14 protein-coding genes and 3 tRNA genes are annotated in these 19,883 nt (G+C 63.6%); 7 read left to right on the top strand and 10 right to left on the bottom strand.

Features of this window, described 5'->3' with window-relative positions:
* Position 1: 1 nt before the first annotated feature.
* Genes WFQ67_RS10570 through fabI form a run of 3 tightly spaced genes read left to right on the top strand, consistent with a single transcriptional unit; the run spans position 2 to position 3,445 of the window.
* Positions 2–1,021: an ABC transporter permease gene (locus WFQ67_RS10570; protein WP_337056811.1), complete on the top strand. Its 1,020-nt coding sequence runs from the start codon at positions 2–4 to the stop codon at positions 1,019–1,021.
* Between the two features lies 1 nt (position 1,022).
* Positions 1,023–2,630: an ABC transporter ATP-binding protein gene (locus WFQ67_RS10565; protein WP_173178810.1), complete on the top strand. Its 1,608-nt coding sequence runs from the start codon at positions 1,023–1,025 to the stop codon at positions 2,628–2,630.
* Between the two features lie 20 nt (positions 2,631–2,650).
* Positions 2,651–3,445 carry an enoyl-ACP reductase FabI gene (gene fabI / locus WFQ67_RS10560; protein WP_173178811.1) on the top strand — a complete coding sequence of 265 codons (795 nt, stop codon included), beginning with the start codon at positions 2,651–2,653 and terminating at the stop codon, positions 3,443–3,445.
* A gap of 186 nt (positions 3,446–3,631) precedes the next feature.
* On the opposite strand, the gene WFQ67_RS10555 is transcribed toward fabI, so the two are convergent.
* From WFQ67_RS10555 to tig, 6 genes are all read right to left on the bottom strand, one after another.
* Entirely contained in the window at positions 3,632–5,506 is a 1,875-nt protein-coding gene (locus tag WFQ67_RS10555) for a SurA N-terminal domain-containing protein (RefSeq protein ID WP_337056810.1), read from the bottom strand.
* A gap of 214 nt (positions 5,507–5,720) precedes the next feature.
* Entirely contained in the window at positions 5,721–5,993 is a 273-nt protein-coding gene (gene hupB, locus WFQ67_RS10550; protein WP_003087931.1) for a nucleoid-associated protein HU-beta, read from the bottom strand.
* Between the two features lie 136 nt (positions 5,994–6,129).
* A complete protein-coding gene (lon, locus tag WFQ67_RS10545) occupies positions 6,130–8,526 on the bottom strand; it encodes an endopeptidase La (protein ID WP_173178813.1) in 2,397 nt (798 codons plus the stop codon).
* Positions 8,527–8,658: 132 nt separating this feature from the next.
* Complete coding sequence (clpX, locus tag WFQ67_RS10540) at positions 8,659–9,939, bottom strand: ATP-dependent Clp protease ATP-binding subunit ClpX (protein ID WP_111261325.1); 1,281 nt, start codon at positions 9,937–9,939, stop codon at positions 8,659–8,661.
* Positions 9,940–10,049: 110 nt separating this feature from the next.
* On the bottom strand, positions 10,050–10,694 hold the full coding sequence (clpP, locus tag WFQ67_RS10535) for an ATP-dependent Clp endopeptidase proteolytic subunit ClpP (RefSeq protein WP_111261324.1): 645 nt from the start codon (positions 10,692–10,694) through the stop codon (positions 10,050–10,052).
* Between the two features lie 94 nt (positions 10,695–10,788).
* Complete coding sequence (gene tig / locus WFQ67_RS10530) at positions 10,789–12,099, bottom strand: trigger factor (RefSeq protein ID WP_213629043.1); 1,311 nt, start codon at positions 12,097–12,099, stop codon at positions 10,789–10,791.
* A gap of 260 nt (positions 12,100–12,359) precedes the next feature.
* Between tig and WFQ67_RS10525 the strand changes: the two genes are divergently transcribed.
* From WFQ67_RS10525 to WFQ67_RS10515, 3 genes are all read left to right on the top strand, one after another.
* Complete coding sequence (locus WFQ67_RS10525; protein WP_213629042.1) at positions 12,360–13,067, top strand: winged helix-turn-helix domain-containing protein; 708 nt, start codon at positions 12,360–12,362, stop codon at positions 13,065–13,067.
* Positions 13,068–13,070: 3 nt separating this feature from the next.
* Positions 13,071–14,357, top strand: coding sequence for an ATP-binding protein (locus tag WFQ67_RS10520; protein WP_337056809.1), 1,287 nt, complete (start codon positions 13,071–13,073; stop codon positions 14,355–14,357).
* Between the two features lie 103 nt (positions 14,358–14,460).
* Positions 14,461–16,272 (top strand): serine hydrolase domain-containing protein, encoded by a 1,812-nt coding sequence (locus tag WFQ67_RS10515; protein WP_337056808.1) that lies wholly within the window; start codon positions 14,461–14,463, stop codon positions 16,270–16,272.
* Positions 16,273–16,580: 308 nt separating this feature from the next.
* Here WFQ67_RS10515 and WFQ67_RS10510 read toward each other — a convergent pair.
* The 3 genes from WFQ67_RS10510 to WFQ67_RS10500 all read right to left on the bottom strand — a co-directional run bounded on the left by WFQ67_RS10510 (position 16,581) and on the right by WFQ67_RS10500 (position 16,907).
* Positions 16,581–16,665, bottom strand: a tRNA-Leu gene (locus tag WFQ67_RS10510).
* 54 nt (positions 16,666–16,719) lie between these two features.
* Positions 16,720–16,795: transfer RNA gene (locus tag WFQ67_RS10505), tRNA-His, on the bottom strand.
* A 35-nt stretch (positions 16,796–16,830) separates the two neighbouring features.
* Positions 16,831–16,907, bottom strand: a tRNA-Arg gene (locus tag WFQ67_RS10500).
* A gap of 270 nt (positions 16,908–17,177) precedes the next feature.
* Here WFQ67_RS10500 and folD point away from each other — a divergent pair.
* A complete protein-coding gene (gene folD, locus WFQ67_RS10495; protein WP_213629039.1) occupies positions 17,178–18,032 on the top strand; it encodes a bifunctional methylenetetrahydrofolate dehydrogenase/methenyltetrahydrofolate cyclohydrolase FolD in 855 nt (284 codons plus the stop codon).
* Positions 18,033–18,122: 90 nt separating this feature from the next.
* Here folD and WFQ67_RS10490 read toward each other — a convergent pair whose 3' ends face one another.
* On the bottom strand, positions 18,123–19,859 hold the full coding sequence (locus tag WFQ67_RS10490) for an ABC transporter substrate-binding protein (RefSeq protein ID WP_173178817.1): 1,737 nt from the start codon (positions 19,857–19,859) through the stop codon (positions 18,123–18,125).
* Positions 19,860–19,883 lie beyond the last annotated feature (24 nt).

Raw genomic sequence — 19,883 nt, 5'->3', positions numbered from 1 at the left:
CATGCAACTCTCGCCAATCAATCGACGTCGCTTCGAGCGCTTCAAGTCCAACAAACGGGGCTGGTGGTCGCTCTGGCTGTTCCTCGTGCTGTTCATCGCCAGCCTGGGCGCCGAGCTGATCGCCAACGACAAGCCGCTGGCCGTGCGCTACGACGGCCAGTGGTACTTCCCGGTGTTCAAGCGCTACCCGGAAACCGCCTTCGGCGGCGAGTTCCCCCTGGAGGCCAACTACAAGACGCCCTACATCCGCGAGCTGATCGCGGCCAAGGACGGGCGGATGATCTGGCCGCCGGTGCCCTTCAGCTACGAGACCATCAACTACGACCTCAAGGTGCCGGCCCCCGCGCCGCCCTCCGCCGACAACCTGCTGGGCACCGACGACCAGGGGCGCGACGTGCTCGCCCGGGTCATCTACGGTTTCCGCATCTCGGTGCTGTTCGCCCTGACGCTGACCATCCTCAGCTCCATCATCGGCGTCATCGCCGGTGCCCTGCAGGGCTTCTACGGGGGGTGGGTGGACCTGGCCGGGCAACGCCTTCTGGAAATCTGGTCGGGCCTGCCGGTGCTCTACCTGCTGATCATCCTCGCCAGCTTCGTGCAGCCGAACTTCTGGTGGCTGCTGGGCATCATGCTGCTGTTCTCCTGGATGAGCCTGGTGGACGTGGTGCGCGCGGAGTTCCTCCGGGGTCGCAACCTGGAGTACGTGCGCGCCGCCCGGGCGCTGGGCATGCAGAACGGCGCGATCATGTTCCGCCACATCCTGCCCAACGCCATGGTCTCGACCATGACCTTCATGCCCTTCATCCTCACGGGCGCCATCGGCACCCTCACCGCCCTGGACTTCCTCGGCTTCGGCCTGCCGCCCGGTGCCCCCTCGCTGGGCGAGCTGGTGTCCCAGGGCAAGGCCAACCTGCAGGCACCCTGGCTGGGCATCAGCGCCTTCGCCGTACTCGGCGTCATGCTGACCCTGCTGGTGTTCATCGGCGAAGCCGCCCGCGATGCCTTCGACCCGAGGAAGTGAGATGAGCGAGAACCTGATTGAAATCCGCGACCTCGCGGTCGAATTCGTCACCGGGCAACACACCCAGCGGGTGATCGAGGGCGTGAGCTTCGACATCCGCAAGGGCGAGACACTGGCACTGGTCGGCGAGTCCGGCTCGGGCAAGTCGGTGACCGCGCACTCCATCCTGCGCCTGCTGCCCTACCCGCTCGCCCGCCACCCGGCCGGGAGCATCCAGTACGCCGGCAAGGACCTGCTCAAGCTGCCCGAGGCCAAGCTGCGCGGCATCCGTGGCAACCGCATCGCCATGGTCTTCCAGGAGCCCATGACCTCGCTCAACCCGTTGCACAGCATCGAGAAGCAGATCAAGGAAGTGCTGGCCCTGCACAAGGGCATCAGCGGCAAGGCCGCCACCCAGCGCACCCTGGAGCTGCTGGAGCTGGTGGGCATTCCCGAGCCGGCCAAGCGGCTGAAGGCCTACCCGCACGAGCTTTCCGGCGGCCAGCGCCAGCGGGTGATGATCGCCATGGCCCTGGCCAACGAGCCGGAGCTGCTGATCGCGGACGAGCCGACCACCGCACTGGACGTCACCGTGCAGCTGAAGATCCTCGAGTTGCTCAAGGAATTGCAGGCCCGCCTGGGCATGGCGCTGCTGCTGATCACCCACGATCTGAACCTGGTGCGACGTATCGCGCATCGCGTATGTGTCATGCAGCGCGGTTGCATCGTCGAACAGGCGTCGTGTGAAGAATTGTTCCGTGCACCGCAGCATCCCTATACCCGGGAACTGCTCGCCGCCGAGCCCTCGGGCAAGCCGGTGGACAGCCCGCAGGGGCCGCCGTTGCTGGAGGTGGACGACCTGCGTGTGTGGTTCCCGGTGAAGAAGGGATTGCTGCGCCGCACGGTCGATCATGTGAAGGCCGTGGACGGTATCGACTTCACCCTGCATCAGGGCCAGACCCTGGGCATCGTGGGTGAAAGCGGTTCCGGCAAGTCCACGCTGGGCCTGGCGATCCTCCGGTTGCTCGGCAGCCAGGGCGCCATCCGCTTCCAGGGCCAGGCCCTGGAGGGGCTCTCGCAGAAGGAGGTGCGTCCGTTCCGGCGCCAGATGCAGGTGGTGTTCCAGGACCCCTTCGGCAGTTTGAGCCCACGCATGTGCGTGGGCCAGATCGTCGGGGAAGGCCTGAAGATCCATGGCATGGGCACCGAGGCGGAGCAGGAACAGGCCATCATCGACGCGCTCCTGGAGGTGGGGCTGGATCCGGAAACCCGGAACCGCTACCCCCATGAGTTTTCCGGCGGGCAACGGCAACGGATCGCCATTGCCCGGGCATTGGTGCTGAAACCGGCGCTGATCCTGCTGGACGAGCCCACTTCGGCGCTCGACCGGACGGTGCAGCGCCAAGTGGTGGAGTTACTGCGCTCGCTGCAGGCCAAGTACAACCTGACCTACCTGTTCATCAGCCACGACCTGGCGGTGGTCAGGGCCCTGAGCCACCACCTGATGGTGGTCAAGCACGGCAAGGTGGTTGAGCAAGGCCCTGCCGAGACGGTCTTCGCCGCACCGCAGCACACTTATACGAAGCAGTTGCTGGAAGCCGCATTCCTGGCTCCGGAAACTGCCAATTAACCAGAAGAGGAAGAACGCACATGGGTTTTCTCGCCGGTAAGCGCGTACTGATCGTTGGCGTCGCCAGCAAACTGTCCATCGCATCGGGCATCGCTGCTGCCATGCACCGTGAGGGCGCCGAGCTCGCCTTCACCTACCAGAACGAAAAGCTGAAGGGCCGTGTGGAAGAGTTCGCCGCAGGCTGGGGCTCCAACGCCGACCTGTGCTTCCCCTGCGACGTCGCCAACGACGACGAGATCGCAGCCGTATTCGAGGCCCTGGGCAAGAAGTGGGACGGCCTGGACTGCATCGTCCACTCCGTCGGCTTCGCACCGGGCGACCAATTGGACGGTGACTTCACCGAGGTCACCACCCGCGAGGGCTTCCGCATCGCCCACGACATCAGCGCCTACAGCTTCGTGGCCCTGGCCAAGGCCGGCCGCGAGCTGATGAAAGGCCGCAATGGCAGCCTGCTGACCCTGTCCTACCTGGGCGCGGAACGCACCATGCCCAACTACAACGTGATGGGCATGGCCAAGGCCAGCCTGGAAGCCGGCGTCCGCTACCTGGCCGGCAGCCTCGGCCCGGAAGGCACCCGCGTCAACGCCATCTCCGCCGGTCCGATCCGCACCCTGGCCGCTTCCGGCATCAAGAGCTTCCGCAAGATGCTCGCCGCCAACGAGAAGCAGACCCCCCTGCGCCGCAACGTGACCATCGAGGAAGTCGGCAACGCCGGCGCCTTCATCTGTTCCGACCTGGCCTCGGGCATCAGCGGTGAGATCCTCTACGTCGACGGTGGCTTCAACACCACTGCCATGGGCGCGATCGAAGACTGATCGCCCCGGACGTGAAAAAGCCCGCCATCAGGCGGGCTTTTTCATGGGGGCTCGAAAGCCGGCATTTGCGCAGCCTTTGGCTCGGACGTAGCCCGGGCTGCAGCCGGAAAGAGCTCCGCTCCCTCCCCTTTCTCCCGGGCATGAAAAAGGCCGCTTCCGCGGCCTTCCTCAATCACGCCAGGTCGATCAGAAACGCTCGACCTTGGCTTCCGCTTCCAGTTGGCGACGGTAGGCAGCGAAATCCTGCTGACCGCTGCGCGAAGCCAGGAAACGGCCATACATGGCCTTGTCCTGCTCGGATAGCGCGTCCTCGGGCTGGCTCACGCCATTCAGGCGGATCACCACGTAGTCGCCATTGCTCAGCTTCAGGCTGGAGAAGGTCGGCTTGTCGGCAGACTCGGGCTTGCCCATGCGGAACAGGGTCTGCAACAGGGCGGGGTCTACACCTTCCTGGCTGCGGGTGGCGGCCTCGACCACGCTCCAGGTCTGGCCTTGCGGCGCCTGGGTAGCGGGGGTCTTGCCTTCACGCAGGCTGGCCAGCAGCTCATCGGCCTTGGCCTTGGCCGATTCGCTGGCCTTCTCCTGGGTCAGGTGCTGACGGATGCTGTCGATGACGGAAGCCAGTTCGAGCTGGGTGGGCTTGCGGTGCTCCTTGGCACGCAGGACGACCACGGTGTCCGGATCAAGCTCGATGGCGCCACTGTTGCCGCCGTCTTCAAGGACCTCGGGGCTGAATGCAGCCTGCAGGACCTGGCGATTGGCAGTCAGGCCTTCGCCACCCTCACGACCGAAGGGCGCGCTGGTCTGGACCTTGAGGTTCAGCTCCTGGGCCGGCTGGGCCAGGTCGGACGCCTCGAATGCGGAGTCCTCCAGTTCCTTGGTGGCTTCGACGAAGCGCTGCTCGACCTGTTGGGTCTTCAGCTCGCGGACCATCTTCTCCTTCAGGCTGTCGAAGCTCGGCACTTCGGGGGCCTGGATCGCCAGCAGCTTGATCAGGTGCAGGCCGTAGGGCGTGCGCACCGGAGCGGAGACTTCGTCCTTCTTCAGGGCGTAGAGCGCGTCCTCGAACGCCGGCTCGTAGACACCGCGACCGGCGAAACCGAGGTCACCACCGTTGGCAGCGGAGCCGGGGTCCTGGGAGAACTCCTTGGCCAGGGCGGCGAACGCCTCGCCCTTGTCCAGGCGCTGCTTGATCTCGTCGATCTTGGCCTTGGCCTGCTCTTCGGTCTGCTGGTCGTTGATCTCGACCAGGATGTGGGCCGCGTCGCGCTGCTCGGAGAGGTTGCCGATCTCCTTGTCGTACTGGGCCTTGAGGTCGTCCTCGCTGACTTCGACCTGGCTGAAGAAAGCTTCTTTCTTCAGTTCGACGTATTCGAGCACGACCTGCTCCGGGCTCATGAACTGGCCCTTGTGCTCGTCGTAGTAGGCCTGGATCTCGTCATCGCTGACCGTGACCGCCTTGGGGTCGGCCTTGAAGGTCAGGGTCGCGAAGTCGCGGGTCTGCTTCTCCAGACGGGCGAAGGCACGGATTTCCTCGTCAGTGACGAAGCCACTGCCGGCAAGGCCTGCGCGCAGCTGGCCGACGAGCATCTCCTGCTCGAGCATCTGGCGGAACTGCAGGCGGGTGTAGCTCATCTGGCGGATCACCTGATCGAAGCGATCAGGGTTGAACTTGCCATCGACCTGGAATTCGGGGGTCTGCAGGATCAGTTGATCCAGGGCAGGCTGCGAGAAGGCGAAACCGGACGACTTTGCGCCTTGCAGCAGCAGCTTGCGCTCGATCAGCCCCTTGAGGGCGGCTTCGCGCAGCAGCTTGTCGTCCAGCTGGGAAGCATCGAAGTCCTTGCCCAATTGCTGCATCAGCTGGCGGCGCTGCATGTCTGCGGCCTGGCTCAACTGGTCGAGGGTGATCTCCTCACCGTTGACCTTGGCGGCATCCTGGCGATTGCTGGTGGCATTGAAGATGGCGTCGAAACCCGTCAGCGCGAGCAGCGCGATGATGACGCCGATAATGGTCTTGGCAATCCATCCCTGTGAATTGTCCCTGATGTTCTGCAGCATGCGTCCCCCAGAAACGGCTGTACCGAATAAAACAGCCGCGCAGCGCGGGTAGAGTCTGGATATAAGAAAGGCGCATCCGAGGATGCGCCTTCTCTCGTAACTGGCGGAGCGGTCGGAAGCTGGGCTTCCTGGACGCGGGGTATTCCCCGTGGTCTACCGCTCCGCTGCCAGCCAGGGCGAGGCCCCGGCTGGAAGGGCAAAGCCCGAAAGACGCTTAGTTGACGGCGTCTTTCAGAGCTTTACCAGCTTTGAAGCCAGGGATCTTGGCAGCAGCGATCTTGATCGGCTTGCCAGTCTGCGGGTTACGGCCAGTGCGAGCAGCGCGCTCTTTCACAGCGAAAGTACCGAAACCTACCAGCACCACGGAATCACCAGCCTTCAGAGCGCCAGTGACGGATTCGATAACTGCGTCCAGCGCACGGCCAGCGACAGCTTTCGGGATATCAGCAGATGCGGCGATGGCATCGATCAGTTCCGACTTGTTCACTCTTAAGTCCCCTTATTTCTGTTGAGTTTGTTTCTTAGTTGTTTGGTGTAAGCAAAGCGGGTGCTGGATGGCCTGCCGACACATAAGAGCCGCTTTATAACAAGGGCTAGAAAAATGTGTCAAGAAAGCCCCCCGGCTAATGCGTGCTGATTCGCTCCTTGGAATCAGACTCGCGCTTGTCATCCTTTGCAACCATCTCGGGAGCCGCATCGGGCAAGGGCTCCGGGGCGTATTGCAGCGCAATTTGCAGGACCTCGTCAATCCATTTAACAGGTTTAATGGCCAGGTCCTGCTTGATATTTTCGGGAATCTCTTTCAGATCACGCACATTCTCTTCGGGGATGATCACAGTCTTGATCCCGCCCCTGTGAGCAGCCAGCAATTTCTCTTTCAGACCCCCGATGGCGAGCACCTGACCACGCAGGGTGATCTCCCCGGTCATGGCCACATCGGCCCGCACGGGAATCTGCGTCATGGCCGAAACCAACGCGGTGCACATCCCGATACCCGCGCTCGGACCATCCTTCGGGGTCGCCCCTTCCGGCATGTGGATGTGGATGTCACGCTTCTCGTGGAAGTCCGCGGGAATACCGAGGCTCTTCGCGCGACTGCGCACGACGGTCAAGGCAGCCGTGATGGATTCCACCATCACATCGCCCAGCGAACCGGTCTTGGTCAGCTGGCCTTTGCCAGGAACCACAGCGGCTTCGATGGTCAGCAGTTCGCCGCCGACCTGGGTCCAGGCCAGGCCGGTGACCTGCCCGATCTGGTCCTGCAGCTCGGCAAGGCCATAGCGGAACTTGCGCACACCAAGGAAGTGCTCGAGGGACTCGGCCGTTACCAGCACCTTGAAGCGTTTCTCGCGGGCGTGCTCCTTGACCGCCTTGCGGCACACCTTGGCCAGTTGCCGCTCAAGGCTGCGCACGCCCGCCTCACGGGTGTAATAACGGATGATGTCGCGAATCGCGGCCTCATCGAACTCCAGCTCGCCCTTCTTGAGGCCGTTGGCCTGGGTCTGCTTGGGCGCGAGGTACTTGGTGGCGATATTGACCTTCTCGTCCTCGGTGTAGCCCGGAAGACGGATCACTTCCATGCGATCCAGCAGCGGCGCCGGAATGTTCATGGAGTTGGCTGTGCAAAGGAACATCACGTCGGAAAGGTCGTAGTCGACTTCCAGGTAATGGTCGTTGAAGTTGTGGTTCTGCTCGGGATCGAGCACTTCCAGCAGCGCAGAGGCGGGGTCGCCACGCATGTCGCTGCCCATCTTGTCGATCTCGTCCAGCAGGAACAGCGGGTTACGTACGCCGACCTTGGTCATCTTCTGGATCAGGCGACCCGGCATGGAACCGATGTAGGTCCGACGGTGACCGCGAATTTCAGCCTCGTCGCGCACGCCACCGAGGGCCATGCGTACGAACTTGCGGTTGGTGGCGCGAGCGATGGACTCGGCCAGCGAGGTCTTGCCGACGCCGGGCGGACCGACCAGGCAAAGCACCGGGCCCTTGACCTTCTTCACGCGCTTCTGCACGGCGAGGTACTCGAGGATACGATCCTTGACCTCCTCGAGGCCATAGTGATCGGCATCGAGGATATCCTCGGCCTTGGCGAGGTCGAGACGCACCTTGCTCTCGGCCTTCCAGGGCACATTGACCAGCCAATCGATATAGGAACGCACCACGGTGGCTTCCGCGGACATCGGCGACATCTGCTTCAGCTTGTTCAGCTCGGCATTGGCCTTGGCCAGCGCTTCCTTGGTCAGGCCCGCGTTGTCGATGCGCTTCTTGAGCTCCTCGATCTCGTTGTGGCCTTCATCGATGTCACCCAGTTCTTTCTGAATGGCCTTCATCTGCTCATTCAGGTAGTACTCGCGCTGGCTGCGTTCCATCTGCTTCTTCACGCGGCCACGGATACGCTTCTCGACCTGCAGCAGGTCGATCTCGGCATCCAGCAACGCCAGCACGTGCTCGACGCGCTCGGGAAGCTCGGTGATTTCGAGGATTTCCTGCTTCTGCTCGATCTTCAGCGCCATGTGAGCAGCCATGGTGTCCACCAGGCGACCGGGCTCGTCGATGCTGTTCAACGAGGAAAGCACCTCGGCGGGCACCTTCTTGCCCAGTTGCACGTACTGCTCGAACTGGCTCAACAGGCTACGGGTGAAGACCTCGGACTCGCGCTCGCCAGCGTCCACCTCATCGATGAGGGAGACCTCGGCGCGACAATGGCCATCGACCTCGGTGAAACGCTCGATCGAACCACGTTGCTCGCCCTCGACCAGCACCTTCACGGTGCCGTCGGGCAATTTCAGCAATTGCAGGACGGTCGCAACGGTGCCGACCCGGTAGAGGGCGTCTTCGCCCGGATCGTCATCGGCCGGATTCCTCTGCGCCAACAGAAGAATTTGCTTGTCCCCGGTCATCGCGGCTTCGAGGGCCTCGATGGATTTTTCACGGCCCACGAAGAGTGGGATGACCATGTGCGGATAGACCACGACATCACGCAATGGCAGGAGAGGCAATTCAACGGTTGTCTTCATGATTTCAGCTCTACAGCGGCCAATGGCCGGTAACAGATGGGATAACCCTGGGACCTAAGATGGGGGCAGGTCCGGGAAAAAACAAGCGCTGTAGTAGGAAATGCAAAGGGGCCCGGAGGCCCCTTTGTTTCATCAAGCGTCAGGCGCGGCCTTGGCCGGCTGCTCGCTGTTCTCATAGATCAGCAAGGGCTTGGAAGTGCCTTCGATGACACTCTCGTCGATCACCACTTTGCTCACCTCGGTCTGCGAGGGGATTTCGTACATGGTATCGAGCAGAATGCCTTCGAGGATGGAGCGGAGGCCACGGGCACCGGTCTTACGCTCCAGAGCGCGGTGGGCGACTGCCTTCAGCGCATCGGGACGGAATTCGAGATCGACCCCTTCCATCTCGAAGAGCTTGGCGTACTGCTTGGTCAGCGCATTCTTAGGCTCGGTGAGGATCTGCATCAGCGCGGCCTCGTCGAGCTCGTCCAGCGTGGCGATGACCGGCAGACGACCGACGAACTCCGGAATAAGCCCGAACTTCACCAAATCTTCCGGCTCTGCGTCACGGAGGGCTTCGCCGACCTTCTTGCCCAGCTCGACACTGCGGACCTCGGCATTGAAGCCGATGCCGCCGCGAGCGGAACGGTTCTGGATGACTTTTTCCAGACCCGCGAACGCACCACCGCAGATGAACAGGATATTGCGCGTATCGACCTGCAGGAACTCCTGCTGCGGATGCTTGCGACCACCCTGGGGCGGAACCGAAGCGACAGTACCTTCGATGAGCTTCAACAGCGCCTGCTGCACGCCCTCGCCCGACACGTCACGGGTGATGGACGGGTTGTCGGACTTGCGTGAAATCTTGTCGATTTCGTCGATATAGACGATGCCCATCTGGGCCTTCTCGACGTCGTAATCGCACTTCTGCAGCAGCTTCTGGATGATGTTCTCGACGTCCTCACCCACGTAGCCCGCCTCGGTGAGGGTGGTGGCATCGGCGATGGTGAAGGGAACATTGAGCAGACGGGCCAGCGTCTCGGCCAGCAGCGTCTTGCCCGAGCCGGTCGGGCCGATCAGCAAGATGTTGCTCTTACCGAGTTCGATATCGTCTTTCTTGTCACGCTGGTTGAGGCGCTTGTAGTGGTTGTAGACCGCTACGGCCAGCACCTTCTTGGCACGTTCCTGACCAATGACGTACTGATCGAGGATGGTGCGGATTTCCTTGGGCGCGGGCAGCTTGTGCGCGCTGTTCTCGGCCTGGGCTTCCTGCACCTCCTCGCGGATGATGTCGTTGCACAGGTCCACGCACTCGTCGCAGATAAAGACCGAGGGGCCGGCAATCAATTTGCGCACTTCGTGCTGGCTTTTGCCGCAGAAGGAGCAATAGAGCAGCTTGCCGTTGTCCTCGCCATTGCGGGTGTCAGTCATTCGATCAATCCAATCGGGATAGGCATGAAACACAAGATGAAGGCAAATGCGGGCATTTTCAAGCCCGCGAAGCGGCCGGAGATGTTCCGGCCGCGGTATTGCGGAACCGCTTAGCTCGCCAGTTGGCGCTTGCTGTGGACCTGATCGATGAGGCCGTACTTGACTGCCTCTTCACCGCTCATGAAGTTGTCGCGATCGGTATCGCGGGCGATGACGTCGATCGGCTGACCGGTGTGGTCGGCGAGGATCTTGTTCAGGCGCTCACGGATGGTCAGGATCTCGCGGGCATGGATCTCGATGTCCGAAGCCTGGCCCTGGAACCCCCCCAGCGGCTGGTGGATCATCATCCGCGAATGCGGCAGGCAGTAGCGTTTGCCGGCAGCGCCACCGGCGAGCAGGAGCGCGCCCATGCTGCAGGCCTGGCCGATGCAGGTGGTGGAAACGTTGGGCTTGATGAACTGCATGGTGTCGTAGATCGACATGCCAGCCGTCACCGAACCGCCCGGGGAGTTGATGTAGAGGTGGATATCCTTGTCGGGGTTCTCCGCCTCGAGGAAGAGGAGCTGCGCCACGACCAGGTTGGCCATGTAGTCCTCGACCGGACCGACCAGGAAGATCACCCGTTCCTTGAGGAGGCGCGAGTAGATGTCATAGGCACGTTCGCCACGGGCGGACTGCTCGATCACCATGGGCACGAGGCCACCAGCGGCCTGGATATCAGGGACCTGTTGCTGCATATAAGAATTGCGGGACATGTCCAGCGATCACTCCCTAACTAATGTCATGTCTCAAAGACGCATAAGCCAGCGCGGAGGCTGGCTTATGGTGTGCTCGAACGAGGCGAAACGATCAGGCGGCTTGCGGAGCTTCTACCGGCTTGACTGCATCTTCGTAGGAGACCGCTTTATCGGTCACGTTGGCCTTCTGCAGGACAGTATCTACAACTTGTTCTTCCAGCACAACAGAACGCACTTCGTTCAGTTGCTGGTCGTTCTTGTAGTACCAGGCCACGACTTGCTCGGGCTCCTGGTAAGCGGAAGCCATTTCCTCGATCAGCTCGCGAACGCGGGCGTCATCGGGCTTGAGCTCGAACTGCTTGACCACTTCGGCGACGATCAGGCCCAGCACGACGCGGCGCTTGGCTTGCTCTTCGAACAGTTCGGCCGGCAGTTGGTCGGGCTTGATGTTGCCACCGAACTGCTGGACGGCCTGCACGCGCAGACGATTCACTTCGTTGCCGATCAGGGCCTTCGGCACTTCGATCGGGTTGGCAGCCAGCAGGCCGTCCATCACCTGGTTCTTGACCTTGGACTTGATGGCCTGGCGCAGCTCGCGCTCCATGTTCTTGCGGACTTCGGCGCGGAAACCTTCCAGGCCGCCTTCTTTGATACCGAACAGGGCGAAGAACTCGTCGTTCAGCTCCGGCAGTTGGGGAGCGGAGACGCTGTTCACGGTGACGGTGAACTCAGCGGTCTTGCCGGCCAGATCGAGGTTCTGATAGTCCTCGGGGAAGGTCGGGTTGATGACGCGCTCTTCGCCGGCCTTGACGCCGACCAGTGCCTCTTCGAAGCCCGGGATCATGCGGCCGGAGCCCAGAACCAGGGCAGTGCCCTTGGCCGAACCGCCGGCGAAGGCTTCGCCGTCGATCTTGCCCACGAAGTCGATGTTCAGTTGGTCGCCATTCTCGGCGGCACGCTCGACGACTTCGAAGCGGGTGTTCTGCTTGCGCAGGATTTCCAGCATGTTGTCGACATCGGCGTCAGCCACGTCGGCCTGCAGGCGCTCGATGGCGATGGAATCGAAACCGGCAACCTGGAACTCGGGGAACACTTCGAAGGTGGCGATGAACTCGAGGTCCTTGCCCTTCTCGAACACTTTCGGCTCGACGGAAGGCTGGCCAGCCGGGTTGAGCTTCTGCTCGACGACGGCTTCATAGAAGGAGGACTGGATCAGATCGCCCAGAACTTCCTGACGAGCGGAATCTTCGTAACGCTGACGGATCACGCTCATGGGCACCTTGCCCGGACGGAAGCCAGCGACTTTCGCGCGACGAGCAGTCTGCTGAAGACGCTTGGTGACCTCAGTCTCGATCCGCTCAGCCGGAACGCCAACAGTCATACGGCGCTCGAGAGCGGAGGTGCTTTCAACAGAAACTTGCATGGATATTCCTCGTTGCAGACGTTAGCCGGCCGGACCGGCCCCATAATCAAGGGCATGCATTCTAGAGGAGCGAAATGCAGAAGTCACCCCAGCGGCGACGGCAGATGCAACAGCGCTTTTTCCGCCCTTCCCCCGGCTCCGGCAAGCCTTCCTGCGAAGGCCTCGCGGCCAGGGATTACGCCGCCTGGCGCACCACTGGAATGAGGACCGCGGAGGGTGCTTATAATGCGCGACGCCTCCCGCCGACCGACGAAACAACCATGGAAAGTCACGCCCTCAGCAAGGTAATGCTGGTCGAGGACGATCAGAAGCTCGCCCGCCTGATGTCCCAGTACCTCTCCGAACACGGCTTCGAGGTTCGCCAGGTGCACCGTGGCGACACCGCGCTCGACAACTTCGTCGACTTCCGTCCCCAGGCGGTGATGCTCGACCTGATGCTCCCCGGCCAGAGTGGCCTGCACGTCTGCCGCGAGATCCGCCGCATCGCCGACACGCCGATCCTGATGCTCACCGCCAAGGAGAGTGACCTCGACCACATCCTCGGCCTCGAATCGGGCGCCGACGACTACGTGATCAAGCCCATCGAGCCGCCCGTCCTCCTCGCTCGCCTGCGCGCGCTGCTACGGCGCCATGCCCCCGCCGGCGGCGAGCGCGACAGCCTCGAGTTCGGCCGCCTGAATATCGATCGACGCCGCCGAGGCGCCGAACTGGGCGGCCAGGACATCGAACTCACCACCATGGAGTTCGAACTTCTCTGGCTATTGGCCGGCCAAGCTGGCGAGATCCTTTCCCGCGACGAGATCCTCAACCGCACCCGCGGCATCGGCTTCGACGGTCTCAACCGCAGCGTCGACGTCTGCATCAGCAAGCTGCGCGCCAAGCTGCAGGACAACCCTCGCGAACCGGTACGGATCAAGACCGTGTGGGGCAAGGGCTACCTGTTCAACCCCCTGGGCTGGGAGAGCTGAACCATGCTGCGCCTGTTCCTGCGCCTCTATCTATTGCTCGCGGTGGGCTTCGGCGGCGCCATCTTCGTGGTCGACCACGTCATCTCCACCCTCTTCGCCCCGAGCCTCGAGGAATACAACCGCGAAGCGGTGCGCGGCCAGGCCTATGCCCTCACCGAGCGCCTGCGCCAACTGGACGCCGCCGGCCGCGCGCGCCAGATGGATGACTGGCGCCCCCACTACGGCCTGCGCCTGGAGCTGAAGGACGCCAGTGACCTCGCCCTGGACGAGCGCGAGCGCAAGCTGATCCTCAACGACCTGCTGGTCACCCGCGAGAACTACACCCGCTATATAAGCCGCATCGACGACGGCCCGCAGTTGCTGGTGATCGACCTGCCCGCAGAGCCGGCCGGCACCCTGCTCTACACCATCGGCGCCTACCTGCTGCTGGGCTTCCTGGTCGGCCTGGTGCTGTTCCTCTGGGTCCGCCCGCACTGGCGCAACCTGGAGACCCTGCGCCTGGCTGCCCAGCGCTTCGGCGACGGCGACCTCGGCACCCGCACGCCGGTATTCCGTGGCTCTGACTGCCGTAAGCTGGCGGAGCACTTCAACCAGATGGCCGATCGCATCGAAAGCCTGATCAGCAACCAGCGCGAACTGACCAACGCCGTCTCCCACGAACTGCGCACCCCCATTGCCCGCCTCAGCTTCGAACTGGAACAGATGGCCCGCCGCTCCGACCACCCCGACCACCAGGCCCTGGTGGACGACATGCGCGCCGACCTGGGCGAGCTGGAAGGGATGGTCTCCGAACTGCTCACCTACGCGCGCCTGGAGCACAGCGCCGTAGGCTCGCACCGCGAGAACATCGACGCCGCCAGCTGGCTGGAAAGCGTGGTCGCCGATGTGGCCCTGGAAGCCGAAGCGGCCGGCGTTCGCTGCGAGATCAGCACCTGCGCGGTGGAAAGCCTGCGCATCGAGCCACGCTTCATGGCCCGCGCAGTGATCAACCTGCTGCGCAATGCCATCCGCCATGCCGACCGCCGGGTGGACGTCGCCCTCCTCCAGGACGGTGACAGCTACCAGATCCAGGTCAACGACGACGGCCCCGGCATCCCCGAGGAGTCACGCCAGCGGGTCTTCGAACCCTTCTCCCGCCTCGACGAGAGCCGCGACCGTCGCACCGGCGGCTTCGGCCTGGGACTGGCCATCGTCCACCGTGTCGCGCAATGGCACGGTGGTCACGCCGAAGTGCTGGACGCACCGCAGGGCGGCGCCTCCTTCCGCCTCAGCTGGGCCCGCCAGGGCTGAGGAGCCGCTTCACAATCTTTCACAGACTGCAGACAAAGCCAGGCGGACTGCCCCGCCCCACCGCCCTTAGCATCGTCTCCCTGATCACCCAGGGAGAGCCCCCATGTTCCACGCGTTGCGCCTGCCATTGCTCGGCTGCCTGCTGGGCAGCGCTGGCTGCCAGGGCCTGCCGAGCACACCGACACCGGATATCCGCCAGGGCGACTACAGCGAACTGATCGTCTTCCTGCAGAAGCACATCCGCCAGCAGATGCAGGCCCACGAAATACCCGGCCTGGCCCTGGCGCTGGTGGACGACCAGCGGGTGATCTGGGCCCGGGGCTTCGGTTACGCGGACCGCGAGCGACGCCTCTTTGCCGACGAGTACACCGCCTTCCGCGTCGGCTCGCTGTCAAAGCCGATCACCGCCAGCCTCGTCATGCAACTGCGCGAACGGGGAGCCCTGGACCTGGACGCCCCATTGCAATCCAGCCTGCGCGAGTTCTACGTGCGCTCGCGCTTCCATACAGACCAGGCGGCAGCCGACCGCGCCATCACCCTGCGCCGCCTGCTCAGCCACCAGTCGGGCCTGCCGACCGACCGCCTCGAAGGCCAGGTCGCCGAGCACCCGCTCCCCCTCGGCGAACTGCCCGCCCTTGCCAGCGGCACCTGGCTGAGCCATATGCCCGGTACGCAGACGGTCTATTCCAACCTCGGCTACGCCCTGGCCGGTGCCGCGATCGAACGCGCCAGTGGTTGCGACTTCGAGCAGTGCGCCCAGGCAACACTGTTGCAACCGCTGGGCATGCGCCACGCAGGCTTCCTCGGCAACAGCGACCAGCAGCCCTATCGCGCACGCGGCTATAAAGGAGGCAAGCCCTCGGCAGACCTCAACATAAGGGACCTCTCCGCCGGTAGCCTCTGGGCCAGCCCGGTCGACCTCAGCCACTTCATGCAGATGATCTTCGCCGACGGTCGCTACCAGGGCCGGCAGGTACTGCAGCCAACCTCGATCCGCGAGATGCTGCATCCACAGAACGCCGGCAACGCACTGGACCTGGACTGCTCGGTAGGCCTCGGCTGGTTCCTCGGTGATTGCGGCGGCGAATTGGCCATCCAGGGCTTGCGCATCGTCGAACACAGCGGCTCGACCGGCGACTTCAATGCCCAGATGATCCTGCTGCCGGAGCAGCGCCTCGGCGTCGTCGTCCTTGCCAACTCGGACAGCGCCGCAGCCGTCACCACGCAGCTCGCCAACCTGTCGATGCGACTGATGCTGCAGGCGCGCGATGGCAAGGCGGCCCACCCCGAAAGCACCCCGGCGAAGCCTTCCGGCATTGCCGGCCTGCAACGCCCAAGCCCACAGGATCGCCGGCGCCTGAGCGGGCGCTACGCCACAGGCGCCGGCCTGATCCATATCCACCCCAGGGGCGAACGCCTGTACGCGGAGCTCCCGGGCCTTCGCGTCGAACTGCTGCGGGACGAAGCCGGCTGGCTGAGGGCCCGCAAGAAACTCCTCGGCCTCTGGCCCCAGGACCTGGGCGAGCTGGGCCAACTGCAGCTGGATGTGGTGGAGCTGCAAGGGCGCCAGGTGCTGGTCGGCCGCCGACACGGGCAGACGCTCTTCATCGGTGAACGCGTAGACGCCACCCCCATCCCTCCCGAATGGGCAGAGCTGGCCGGCGACTATCGCATTGCCGGTGAGGCGAGCGACGACAGCGCCCTGAGCCTCAGGCTGCGCCTGGAGGACGGCATGCTCCTGGCCAGCGGTCGCTCGGACGGCAACCCCATCGGCGACTACCTCCTGCTGCCCCAGGACAATGCCCACGCCATCCTCGCCGGGAGCGGCCGCAGCCTCGGCGACACCCTCACCCTGCGCCCGGACGGCTTCGAAGGCCTGGGCTACCGCTTCGTGCGCAGTGACGCCAACCCCTGACCACCCAGCCTGCCTGCAAATTCGCACACGGGAAAACCGCCCAGGCGGATGCACCCAGGAACGGCTATGAGAACGTGAAATGAACAGACCGCCCCACCCGACCAGCATCCCTGCCCGATGCCTTGCGGCCGGGCGGGCGGCGAGATTCGAGTAGAGCACAGCCCCCAGGGAACGGCACTGCGGCCGGTTGGCGCACGAGCCGTGCCCGAAAACGAAAAAAGGCAGCCCAAGGGGGCTGCCTTTCTCTGATTGCGTATCCGGGATCTCTGGAGGCTCGCCTCGCCCAGCCCGGACTACGACTGCTTACATGGTGCGGACGGAGAGACTCGAACTCTCACACCTTGCGGCGCCAGAACCTAAATCTGGTGTGTCTACCAATTCCACCACGTCCGCATGCAACGCTTGAAACGAAAACGCCAGGCACTAGGCCTGGCGCTTTCTCGAATATGGGGTGGACGATGGGAATCGAACCCACGACACCAGGAGCCACAATCCTGTGCTCTACCAACTGAGCTACGCCCACCATATTACGTCTTGCTTGAGCCAAACTTGCCAAACTGGCACGCCCGGCAGGACTCGAACCTGCGACCATCCGCTTAGAAGGCGGATGCTCTATCCAGCTGAGCTACGGGCGCTTATTCATCTGTGGAACAGATTACTAAAAGCTTCGGCTTCAGCAGAAGCCTGTAGACTTCTACGTTTGCCGTCTTACCCAGCTAGTTGCTGTGCTCGACAAGCGGGGCGCATGTTATAGAGGGGCCCCTACCTCGTCAACAGGAAATTTAAAAAAATTTAGAAAGATAAAGGGGTTACGGGAAAATGCTGACCAGCCGCCTTTGCCCAAAAGCCACGCCATGCGAGAATATGCGCCCTTTTTAGCCCCTTCCGATGGTTAATCACGCGACATGACCGCACAACTGATCGACGGCAAAACGATCGCCGCCCGCCTCCGCCAACAGATAGCCCAGCGCGTTGACGAGCGCCGCCAGCAAGGCCTGCGCATTCCCGGCCTGGCCGTCATCCTGGTTGGCAGCGATCCGGCCTCTCAGGTCTATGTCGCGCACAAGCGCAAGGACTGCGAGGAAGTCGGCTTCATCTCCGAGGCCCATGACCTCCCGGCCAACACCCGCCAGGAAGACCTGCTGGCGCTGATCGACCGCCTCAACGTCGACCCGACCATCGACGGCATCCTCGTGCAACTGCCGCTGCCGGCGCACCTGGACGCGTCCCTGCTGCTCGAACGCATCAGCCCGGACAAAGACGTCGACGGCTTCCACCCCTACAACATCGGCCGCCTGGCCCAGCGCATGCCGCTGCTGCGCCCCTGCACGCCGAAGGGGATCATGACCCTGCTGGAAAGCACCGGGGCCGATCTCTACGGCATGGACGCGGTCGTCGTCGGCGCCTCCAACATCGTCGGCCGCCCCATGGCCCTCGAGCTGCTGCTGGCCGGCTGCACCGTCACCGTCACCCACCGCTTCACCAAGGACCTGGCCGGCCACGTGGGCCGCGCCGACCTGGTGGTGGTCGCCGCCGGCAAGCCGGGCCTGGTCAAGGGTGAGTGGATCAAGGAAGGCGCCATCGTCATCGACGTCGGCATCAACCGCCAGGAAGACGGCAAGCTGGTGGGCGACGTGGAATACGAGCCGGCCCTGCAACGCGCCAGCTGGATCACCCCGGTCCCGGGCGGCGTCGGCCCCATGACCCGCGCCTGCCTGCTGGAGAACACCCTCCACGCGGCGGAAACCCTACACGACTGAGCAGCGGCAGCACCATGAAAAACGGCACCCGAGGGTGCCGTTTTTCGTTTCAGCGAACAGCCCCGGGCATCCGGGGCCTGCCTTCCAGCCTTATTTCTTCTGCCAGGATTTGACCAGCTCGTCGTAGCTCACGGTCTCGCCCTTCGGCTTCTCGTTGGCCAGCTTCGGCTTCGGCGCGCCGGGCTGGTCGAACCAGTACTGGGCGTCACGCTCCTCGTTGAGCTTCGGCCCGCACTCGCCCTGCACCCCGGAGCGCTCGATGCGCGCCATCATGGTGTCCTGCGCAGCGGCCAGGCCATCCAGGGCTTCCTGCGGGGTCTTGTCGCCGCTGGCGGCCTCGGCGATGAACTGCCACCACAGCTGCGCCAGGCGCGGGTAGTCCGGGACGTTGGTGCCGGTTGGCGACCACTGCAGGCGCGCCGGGCTGCGGTAGAACTCCACCAGCCCGCCGAGCTTCGGTGCCGCGTCGGTCATCGCCTGGGAGTTGATGTCCGATTCGCGGATCGGCGTCAGCCCCACCAGGGTCTTCTTCAGCGAAACGGTCTTGGCGGTGACGAACTGCGCATACAGCCAGGCCGCCAGGCGCTGCTTCTCGGGAGTGGACTTGAGGAAGGTCCAGGAGCCGGTGTCCTGGTAGCCCAGCTTCATACCCTCCTCCCAGTACGGGCCCTTCGGCGACGGCGCCATGCGCCACTTCGGCGTGCCATCGGCGTTGACCACCGGCAGGCCGGGCTTGGTCATGTCGGCGGTGAAGGCGGTGTACCAGAAGATCTGCTGGGCGATGTTGCCCTGCGCAGGCACCGGGCCGGCCTCGGAGAAGGTCATGCCCTGGGCTTCCGGCGGCGCGTACTGGTGCAGCCAGTCGACGTACTTCTGGGTCGCGTAGACCGCCGCCGGGCCGTTGGTGTCGCCACCACGGGTGACGCTGGAGCCCACCGGGCGGCAGCCCTCGACGCGGATGCCCCACTCGTCCACCGGCAGGCCGTTGGGCAGGCCCTTGTCGCCACCGCCTGCCATGGAGAACCAGGCATCGGTGAAGCGCCAGCCGAGGGACGGGTCCTTCTTGCCGTAGTCCATGTGGCCGTACACGCGCTTGCCGTCGATCTCCTTCACGTGCTTGCTGAAGAACTCGGCGATGTCCTCGTAGGCGGACCAGTTCACCGGCACGCCCAGCTCGTAGCCGTAGATTTCCTTGAACTTGGCCTTCAGCTCCGGCTTCTCGAACCAGTCGGCGCGGAACCAGTAGAGGTTGGCGAACTGCTGGTCGGGCAGCTGGTAGATCTTCTTGTCCGGCCCGGTGGTGAAGGAGATGCCGATGAAGTCGTTGAGGTCCAGGGTCGGCGAGGTCACGTCCTTGCCTTCGTTGGCCATCATGTCGGTGATCGAGACCGCCTTGCCGTAGCGGAAGTGGGTGCCGATCAGGTCCGAGTCGTTGACCCAGCCGTCATAGATGTTCTTGCCCGACTGCATCTGCGTCTGCAGCTTCTCCACCACGTCGCCTTCCTGCATCAGGTCGTGCTTGAGCTTGATGCCGGTGATCTCGCTGAAGGCCTTGGCCAGCACCTTGGACTCGTACTCATGGGTGGCGATGGTCTCCGAGGCGACGTTGATCTCCATGCCGCGGAACGGCTCGGCGGCCTTGATGAACCACTTCAGCTCCGCCAGCTGCTGCTCCTTGCTCAGGGTCGAGGGCTGAAACTCCGAGTCGATCCACTTCTTCGCCGCATCCTCATAGGCATCGGCCCAGGCCGCGCCACTCAATCCGGACAACGCCAGCAGGGCCGCCATCGCCATGCTATGTCGGGTCTTGTAATTGTTTTCGAACATAGACACCTCCTTTGGGATTCAGAA

Source organism: Pseudomonas sp. USHLN015, assembly GCF_037153275.1.
In the GTDB taxonomy this organism is placed as follows: domain Bacteria; phylum Pseudomonadota; class Gammaproteobacteria; order Pseudomonadales; family Pseudomonadaceae; genus Metapseudomonas; species Metapseudomonas tohonis.
The sequence above is the reverse complement of the archived record's forward strand: the minus strand, read 5'-3'. Positions and strand labels throughout refer to the sequence as shown.